This is a genomic window from Agaribacillus sp. DX54, from assembly GCF_056858335.1.
The window spans coordinates 68,877-77,360 of the sequence record NZ_JBXEQE010000034.1 but is presented as its reverse complement, the minus strand read 5'-3'; the positions used below and the strand labels follow the sequence as shown (position 1 = coordinate 77,360).

11 protein-coding genes are annotated in these 8,484 nt (G+C 41.8%); 3 read left to right on the top strand and 8 right to left on the bottom strand.

The genetic code is table 11. The features are described from left to right. Window positions 1-132: 132 nt before the first annotated feature. The 4 genes from AC04NP_RS25530 to AC04NP_RS25515 form a co-directional block, all read right to left on the bottom strand. On the bottom strand, window positions 133-726 hold the full coding sequence (locus AC04NP_RS25530; protein WP_482862871.1) for a hypothetical protein: 594 nt from the start codon (window positions 724-726) through the stop codon (window positions 133-135). Between the two features lie 82 nt (window positions 727-808). Beyond that, window positions 809-1,657: an N-acetylglucosamine kinase gene (locus AC04NP_RS25525; RefSeq protein ID WP_482862870.1), complete on the bottom strand. Its 849-nt coding sequence runs from the start codon at window positions 1,655-1,657 to the stop codon at window positions 809-811. Between the two features lie 20 nt (window positions 1,658-1,677). Further along, window positions 1,678-1,935, bottom strand: a complete 258-nt coding sequence (locus AC04NP_RS25520) for a cytochrome b5 domain-containing protein (protein ID WP_482862869.1) — start codon at window positions 1,933-1,935, stop codon at window positions 1,678-1,680. Then, window positions 1,928-2,638: an RDD family protein gene (locus AC04NP_RS25515; RefSeq protein WP_482862868.1), complete on the bottom strand. Its 711-nt coding sequence runs from the start codon at window positions 2,636-2,638 to the stop codon at window positions 1,928-1,930. The genes AC04NP_RS25520 and AC04NP_RS25515 overlap by 8 nt, the downstream gene beginning before the upstream one ends. 190 nt (window positions 2,639-2,828) lie before the next feature. On the opposite strand from AC04NP_RS25515, the gene AC04NP_RS25510 reads away from it, so the two are divergent. The 3 genes from AC04NP_RS25510 to AC04NP_RS25500 are packed head-to-tail and all read left to right on the top strand — an operon-like array spanning window position 2,829 to window position 4,331. Next, complete coding sequence (locus tag AC04NP_RS25510) at window positions 2,829-3,176, top strand: phage holin family protein (protein WP_482862867.1); 348 nt, start codon at window positions 2,829-2,831, stop codon at window positions 3,174-3,176. Next, a complete protein-coding gene (locus AC04NP_RS25505; RefSeq protein ID WP_482862866.1) occupies window positions 3,173-3,595 on the top strand; it encodes a hypothetical protein in 423 nt (140 codons plus the stop codon). The genes AC04NP_RS25510 and AC04NP_RS25505 overlap by 4 nt, the downstream gene beginning before the upstream one ends. Beyond that, a complete protein-coding gene (locus AC04NP_RS25500) occupies window positions 3,561-4,331 on the top strand; it encodes a phosphoglycerol geranylgeranyltransferase (RefSeq protein WP_482862865.1) in 771 nt (256 codons plus the stop codon). The genes AC04NP_RS25505 and AC04NP_RS25500 overlap by 35 nt, the downstream gene beginning before the upstream one ends. Here AC04NP_RS25500 and AC04NP_RS25495 read toward each other — a convergent pair. From AC04NP_RS25495 to AC04NP_RS25480, 4 genes are all read right to left on the bottom strand, one after another. Next, window positions 4,314-5,228, bottom strand: coding sequence for a helix-turn-helix domain-containing protein (locus AC04NP_RS25495; protein WP_482862864.1), 915 nt, complete (start codon window positions 5,226-5,228; stop codon window positions 4,314-4,316). The two genes, AC04NP_RS25500 and AC04NP_RS25495, sit on opposite strands and share 18 nt — an antisense overlap. A 157-nt stretch (window positions 5,229-5,385) precedes the next feature. Next, window positions 5,386-6,525, bottom strand: coding sequence for an acyl-CoA dehydrogenase (locus tag AC04NP_RS25490; RefSeq protein WP_482862863.1), 1,140 nt, complete (start codon window positions 6,523-6,525; stop codon window positions 5,386-5,388). A 77-nt stretch (window positions 6,526-6,602) separates the two neighbouring features. Next, window positions 6,603-7,283, bottom strand: a complete 681-nt coding sequence (locus AC04NP_RS25485; RefSeq protein ID WP_482862862.1) for a zinc metallopeptidase — start codon at window positions 7,281-7,283, stop codon at window positions 6,603-6,605. 179 nt (window positions 7,284-7,462) lie between these two features. Beyond that, window positions 7,463-8,473, bottom strand: coding sequence for a lysylphosphatidylglycerol synthase transmembrane domain-containing protein (locus AC04NP_RS25480; RefSeq protein WP_482862861.1), 1,011 nt, complete (start codon window positions 8,471-8,473; stop codon window positions 7,463-7,465). Window positions 8,474-8,484 lie beyond the last annotated feature (11 nt).

Sequence of the window (8,484 nt, the reverse complement as noted above, 5' to 3'; positions counted from 1 at the left end):
CCTGTAGGGGGTAGGTTTGAAATTGACGGCAGAGGGTTTGAAAAACTTAAAAATAATCGCACCAGGGCAGTATGTAAGGATCTGAAAAACGGGAAGAAATACCTGGTACCCAAAATGGCGGAGGTCAGATGGCTAGATAAGTGAAATTCTCCTGGTGATCAGCCCATTGACTAATTCAAAAAACTGTTGAGGATGCAGCGTCCTCCAGTTATTGATTTGCAAGCTGCCGCCGGTATTAATATATGTATCAATGTTATAATTGCCCCATTCTTCCAGGACAAAATCCCTGAAGTTAACTGCCGCAATCCAGCCGGGGACTTCACCATTTATGTCATCTTCCACATCCTCAAACCATTCTTCATAATAGCAATCATCCGAACCGTGAAAATTTAAAATATTTTCCCCGATCAGGATGTATTTCTTAATGCCCATCGGATTAAAATGATCCACAATATTTCTTTTGAGATGCATGATATCGTTGTTAAGCGCGTCGTTCCACTCGCCTATAAACTCGATGATGATAAAACCTTTATGATAGTCTGCAAACAAGATTTTGATATACAGTGTCTCAGAACCCATAAAATCCCAGGAAGGATCGATGTAATATCCGTAAATGGTCTCAGAATACAGCTCATAGTTGTATTCCTTGCCATAAAACGGGGAGTTGACATCCTCCTCCGGAGCGTAGTACTTTTTCCAGTTATAAAAAGGCTCTATCTCGTGCATTCAAAATATCACTATTAATATTTAAAATTAAACATTTCCCTCCACTTGAGGTCACAGAGATATTAAATTATTATGAAATTTATTAGCCGTCGAGGTCAGATTGATGGTATAGGGTTAAGCCTGCGATAGGGGATTCGAGGATGTTTTTAACAGTGATCCCTTTGTCATTCGCCACTTGTCGAAGGATATTGGTGTAATAAAAAGCAATTGATCCGACAAAATGAACTTTGTACTGGTCAGCATTCTTATATTTAAGAACATTTTTATCCATAAAAAGTGCAAACCCGTCATAAACCAGTTGATAAACATACGGGTCCCGGATATGATGAAACAGAAATTTGGAAAATGATGCCAGGTAGCGGTTAGGATAAGGTTGGGTATGTACCTCATTCAGAATTTCATCGTCTGTCATGGGGTATCTTTTTTTAAATCTTTTGTGTAATTCAGTTGGTAACTCTTTTCTTAAATAACGGATCACCAGTTGTTTTCCAAGATAGGAGCCACTTCCCTCATCACCCAGCAGAAATCCGTATCCGCGAATGTTTTCTACAATTTTCCCTCCATCATACAAACAGGAATTTGCTCCGGTACCCAGAATACAGGCGATGCCCGGCTCACGATGGCACAATGCCCTTGCGGCACCCAGAATATCGTTCTCTACCTGGACCATAGTCCCGGGAAAATTTTTGGTTAAAGCATTTTTCAACACATCCTGTTTCTCCTCATTGACACATCCGGCCCCGTAAAAAAAGATTTCACTCACCTGATCCTGTATCTGGGGCCGGAAGTTTTTGGCTAGTTCTTCACTGATTTCGTCCTCGTCCTGGTAAAAAGGGTTAATGCCTCCTGATTTGAATTGCCGAATGGTGCCGTCAGCATGAATTGCACGCCAATCTGTTTTGGAAGACCCACTGTCTGCTATAAGCTTCATATCCGTTTTAAGTTTTAATATCAGTTTTGCACAATCCGGCCTATTACTTTAAATTTATCGAAAACGTTATCCGTGTGTGGTGCATCGGAAAGTTCCGTTGTAAGATCCTGCCCGGCCCAATGTTCATAATGCCGGCCATTTTTCCATAGTCTTGAATCGGACACATCATAGATCAAACCTTTGTAAGCGACCCATATTTCCGGTCTGTCCTGTCCGTTACGAAGGGCAAGTTGGTGGCGGGTGTAGGATCGAAGGTTGGGCGGTGACTCGTCAGGCATTGGCGGTAATGTGGCTGTAGTCCTTAACCACAGTATGTAAAAATTTTACAGGTGGCAAATCGGTGTTTACTTCCAGTAGTTGTCTGGTTTTCTCTGTAAGCGTCTCCACGGCTCTGACATCACCCGTTTTCCGGTAGGCTGTCAATACTTCCATGATGAGCTGTACATCCTGTTCGCTTAACTTGGTCACCTGTCTGAAAGTAGGCTCATAGTCCTCTTTAATACCTTCTTTTAACACGTTTTTGTTGGGCATTACCGGCTTCTTTTTGGTATTGATCACTGTAGTACCGGCGGCCAGGTCCCCTAACCTTTGTCCTTTGCCACCGATGACAATACACAAGATAGCTGTGGCACCATAAAAAAGAAAATCCACCGGCCTGAGTATCCACCGCAACAAATAACTTCCCAGACCGGGTTGGGTGCCATCCAATTTGATCACCTTGATGGAAAGTTGTTTTTTGCCAATACTTTGTCCGTCCATCGACAATTCACTGACGAGGTGATAGAGCATTACCGGGATATAAAAAATCAGTAAAATCCACGGTTCAGCATCACCGAATAGTTGAAAGTAGCCGATCAAAGCCGCAATAATGTAGGCAGCCATGATAAGACCATCGATCAGATAGGCGCCGATTCTTGCCCCCAAACTGGCTAATTCGTAGTGGATATAAACATTTTGGCTTGTTTGTACCTTTACTTGCATCTATGTTTCAGGTCACTCAATAACATTTTCAGGCAAAATAAAATATTTTAAGTTTTAAACAGGCATTTACGGTACTTAAATATCGATCGGTTGGGAAATAAGCACCAAAGCCCGGCAGATAAGTTTGTCCGGAATTGACTTGATTATTATAATAATTTCATAGATTTATTAAAAGTTTTATCATCCTAACGTGAAAATTTTGACAGAACTTTCAAAACCACAAAAATTAGTCAAAAACCTGATCGGATTTCTTGAAACCAAGATTGAGTTGATCAAATTGGACATCAGGGACGAGTTTACGGAGGTTTTAACCAAAATGGTTGTTTTTATAGTCGTTATGTTTTTATTATTTTCAACGATTATGTTTGCAAGCATTACCCTGGCCAATTATTTAAATCAATTGTTTTCCAGTACCTTTATAGGCTATGGTATCATAGCTGTTTTTTACCTGCTTTTGATCGGGTTGATATATTTGTTGAGGAACAATAAAATGCTGAAAAAATTTGTAAGCGATCAAATTAAAAAACATTTGGAATGAAAAAGGAGACACATGAAGGCAATGAGATCCGTATTAGCAACGGATCGGGTCACCTTGTCCCGGATCGTCGTGGATTAATGCAGACCAACGCCGACTATCAGGAGGCCCTGGAAGATCAGCTGACAGCGTTGAAGCAGGAAGCCGAAAGCTGGCTTAAAGGGGCGGCTATCATCGGTGGGATAATATTTGTGGGTTACAGTTTTTACAAACTGTTTATGGAGAAAGAAGATATGCCCATGCAGGAAAATGAGGCAACACTGACGCCTGTTCATAACAAAAGCGAGTCTTCCATTGTGCGCATGATAAGAGAGTCGATTGCTTTGTTTTTGATAGGAATTGCCAAACAGAAGATACAGGAATTCTTACAAAATTTAGAAAGTGAATATGAAAATGGAGATACTCCGTCAGCTCAGCAGTAGACAAAGGGAGGGGCGCAAATCTTTTTCGGTTTTAATCGATCCCGATAAAGTAGCAGATAGCCGCTCACTGGTTAAGGTACTTAATATGAGCCAGGAAAATAAAGTGGATTACTTTTTTCTTGGTGGCAGTTTAATCACCACTAACAACATAAGTCAAATCCTGTCTGTCATAAAAGATAATTCCAATATACCTGTGGTGCTTTTCCCTGGCAGTAATATGCAGATTGTCAGCGAGGCGGATGCTATTTTGTTTCTGTCGCTGATTTCCGGGCGTAATGCCGAGCTTCTGATCGGACAGCATGTTGTGGCGGCACCTATACTCAAGAAGCTTACGATGGAAATTTTATCTACGGGGTATATTCTGGTAAATGCAGGGAATCAAACTACCGTATCATACATGAGCAATACCCAGCCGATTCCCTATGAAAAACCTTCAGTAGCGGCTTGTACCGCTATGGCGGGGGAAATGCTGGGTCTCCGCCTGATTTATCTGGACGCGGGGAGCGGGGCAAAGATGCCGGTTTCTAATAAAATGATTAGCATGGTCAGGAAGTCGGTTAGCGTGCCGCTGATTGTGGGTGGGGGAATCAATTCCGGGGAAAAAGCAGAAAATATCCTCTCAGCCGGTGCCGATATGATTGTTATCGGCAATGGCATTGAAGAAAAACCGGAACTGCTCATTGAAGTATCCGACAGGATCAATGAAATAAATGAATCCTTAAACGTTCATAAGTGATTCCCTTCTTCTCATTTTACCCGCTGGGATACCAAACATCATTTTAAACCTTCTGCAAAAGTAAGCGGTGTCTTTGTACCCTACCTCTTTACCAATCTGGCGAATGCTCTTTTTGGTGGTTCTTAACAAGGTTACGGCCTTTTCCATCCGTTGGTATTCAATATAATCCTGAGGATTAATACCTGTCAGCATTTTGAAATACTGCCCCACATAGTCTTCTGAAACGTTGGCAACGTTGGCCAGTACCTTGTTGGACAGGTCCCCACCGATCTGCTCCTTTATAAAAGCAAAGATATCGATCAGCCTGGGGTCTTTAAAATAGGTGCTATTCGTGGCCAGTTGTTCCACAAATAACCTGTTTTTCAAAATATACCTCACAATTTCAACCACCAGATAATCAGTGCATATCTTAACCACACGGCCCTTGCCGGCATTTTCCGAAAGGTCTTCCCCGATAACACTTTTTAGCAGGGTTGTAATCTTCTCATCTCTGATGCTAAAGGGGGGGATGTCCAATGAGGCAAAAAAGTTGACAGAGTCAAACACCTTGGCTTCGAAGGTAATGTAGCTAAAATTTTCAGCCGTGCCATCATCATGTAGGGCTAAAGGTTGAAAATACCGTTCGCGGTTACTTATAAAATCGTCGTTGGAAAGCCTCATCGGCTCCCCGCTACCATAAGTGATGGAAACCATCTTACCGCCCGGAATAAATAAAAGTTCACCTTCTTTTACCACTTCCTTGTCCTTGCCAAATTTTATTTCACCTTTTTTGGGAAGGATGAGTGTGTTCTCAACGTCATAAAAGTTTTCGATAGTCAAGGGGTGTAAAATTTTAATATTTTTAGCTTTTATAAAGCGAACACCCAATGATTCAATGATTTTGTTATAATCTTCCATCGATCTTTATATGAGTAATTAATTGTAAAAATATAACTATATATAAAAATATTTGTACAAATCTAATACTTTTTTACAAATAATCAAATAATCACACTAATTATAAAAATTGTGTAAAAAATAAAATGAAAGATTATTTTTTTTTTTACAAATTATATTATTTCAAGAGTTCCCTGGAAATGACGATTTTTTGGATTTCGGAGGTGCCTTCGTAAATCTGTGTGATTTTTGCATCCCTCATCAGTCTCTCCACGTGATACTCTTTTACGTACCCGTAACCTCCGTGTACCTGTACTGCCTCGACAGTCACTTCCATAGCGGTTTGTGAAGCATATAACTTGGCCATAGCACTTTGTTTGCCAAATTCTTTCTTCTGATCTTTGAGCAAGGCTGACTGCAAACATAACAAACGCGAAGCTTCAATTTTTGTAGCCATATCCGCCAGTTTAAATTGTATGGCCTGGTGTTTTGAGATTTCCACCCCAAATGCTTTTCTTTCTTTTGAATATTTTAAGGCCAGCTCATAAGCTCCGGATGCGATACCCAACGCCTGTGCTGCGATGCCTATCCGTCCGCCGTTGAGGGTCGACATGGCAAATTTAAAACCAAAGCCATCTTCACCAATCCTGTTTTCCTTGGGCACTTTTACGTCAGTAAACATCAGCGAATGAGTATCTGATCCCCTGATTCCAAGCTTGTCCTCTTTCTTGCCTACTACAAAGCCTTCCATTCCCTTTTCTATAATCAAGGCATTGATACCTTTGTAACCCTTTTCGGGATCGGTTTGCGCAATAACTAGGTAAACGGACGCTGAGTTACCATTGGTGATCCAGTTTTTAGTGCCATTCAACAGGTAATGGTCGCCTTTATCCTCAGCAGTGGTTTTTTGGGAAGTGGCATCAGAACCTGCCTCCGGCTCTGAAAGGCAAAAAGCCCCTATTTTTTCCCCGGTGGCCAGTTTTGTTAAATACTTTTGTTTTTGCTCTTCGGTTCCGTATTTTTCCAGCCCCCAGCATACCAATGAATTGTTGACTGACATGCATACCGAAGCTGAGGAATCGATTTTCGATATTTCCTCCATAGCCAATACATAGGAAACCGTGTCCATGCCCCCTCCGTTGTATTTTGGGTCCACCATCATTCCCATGAACCCGAGTTCCCCCATTTTTTTTATTTGTTCAGTAGGAAACTGCTGCTTTTCATCCCGCTCAATTACACCCGGAAGCAGCTCCGAGTTGGCAAAGTCACGTGCGGCGTCACGCACGGCAACCTGTTCTTCTGTCAAATCAAAATTCATATATTTATGCTGTTTAATCTAAATTTCCGCAAATATATGAATTTTGATTTTATACACGGGCTAAAAAACCGGCGGGATTAATCCCGTCTTCCCATAAAAATCATGATGTAGTATAAAAGGGTCGCCAGTGAACCTATTGCCGCCACCACGTAAGTCCTTGCGGCCCACTTCAAGGCATCTTTTGCCGCCCTGTGCTCCTGGGTGGTGACAATGTTTCTCTTGTCAATCCAGGCCAGAGCCCTGTTACTGGCATCATATTCTACCGGCAACGTAATAAAGCTGAAAAAGGTCGTCAGGGCAAACATGATGATGCCGATCAGCAATATGTTTGGGGTTGTCTGTACCAACAAAATTCCAGCCAGCAGCACCCATTGCATATACCTTGAACTGAAGCTAACTACCGGCACCAGTTTCGAACGCATCGTCAACCAACTGTAGGCCGTGGCATGCTGTACGGCATGACCACATTCATGAGCAGCGACTGCAGCCGCGGCGGCATTCCTTTCATGGTAAACCGGCTCGCTTAAATTGACGGTTTTTGTAAGTGGGTTATAATGATCGGTAAGTTGCCCGGGAGTGGATATAACTTTTACGTCGTGTATATCATGGTCGGCAAGCATCAGCTCAGCTACTTCCTTTCCACTCAATCCGGATTGCAAATGCATCTGGGAATACTTCTTAAATTTACTTTTCAACCGGCCGCTTACCAACATACTGATAAGCATAAAACCTATAGCAATTATCCAAATTCCTGCCATTTTTTAATTTTTTAGTTAATTAATTATTTAAATCTTAACCACGGTTAAAATTTATTCAAAATTTCATTAATCTCAATGCATTTAATGCAGCAAAATTTAATCCAATGATTTTTTCTGCCAAATCGGCAGAAAAAGAGCTTTCCTGAACTTCAAACTGGTCATAGCCATGACAATACTACCTAATTTAAATTGGTTGCCACACTGGGCTCTTCTTTCTTTTGCAATGTTGTTGAAATGAATAAACTCACCACGCCTACCACTATTACACCCAACGATTGAGAGGTATGCAAAAGTGTGGCCAGCAATTTTCCGTCTGACTGATCGATGCCGTATAGTACCAAAACACTGCTTACCATAAAGTGATAAGTACCGATGCCACCCTGCACCGGCGCGGCCATGCCGATACTGCCCATCGCCAATATGGTCAACCCGGCAACGGGTGACAGGCCACTGGTTTCCGGTATGGAAAACACTACGACGTAACTCATGATGTAATACAGCACCCATATCGCCAGGGAAGAAATCCAGAAGCCCCATTGGTTTTCGATTTTCCTGATGCTTGTCAGCCCTTCTATCACATTTTTGGTAAAGCCCAAGGCCTTTATATAGAGGTGATTGTCTCTGAAAATCCCCCTTTTTTTATAAAGAAAAAAAAGGCCTCCGAACAGCAAAATGCCAAAAATCAAAAACCAGTAGCTGATAGAAAAATTACCTGAAACAGACTGGTATTTGTCGCCAAAAAGATTGTACAGATAGTCCTTAAGCCGTCCGTATTCCACCAGAAAGGTAATACCGAGCAACAGCATCAGGAAAAGTAAATCGATGACCCTTTCGGTGATGATAGTGCCAAGAGATTTCGATACGGGCACGCCTTCCATTTTTTTTAATGCCCCGCATTTGATTACTTCGCCCATTCTCGGCAATACAAGGTTCGAGACGTAGCCAATCATCACCGCCAGAAATGAACGGAAGGCAGCTATTTCAAAGCCCATGGGTTTTACAAATAATTTCCATCTGTAGGCCCTGATAAAATGGCTCACCATGGCCAGGAAGATGGAAAGGAAGATCCACGAATAATTGGCGGTTTTGGCTTGTTCCAAAAGGGCGGGAAGATCTTCATCTTTAAAGAGATACCATAATATAGTCCCTGCTACGATCAGAGATATGAGGTATTTTATATATTTAACCAACGGCTGCTTAT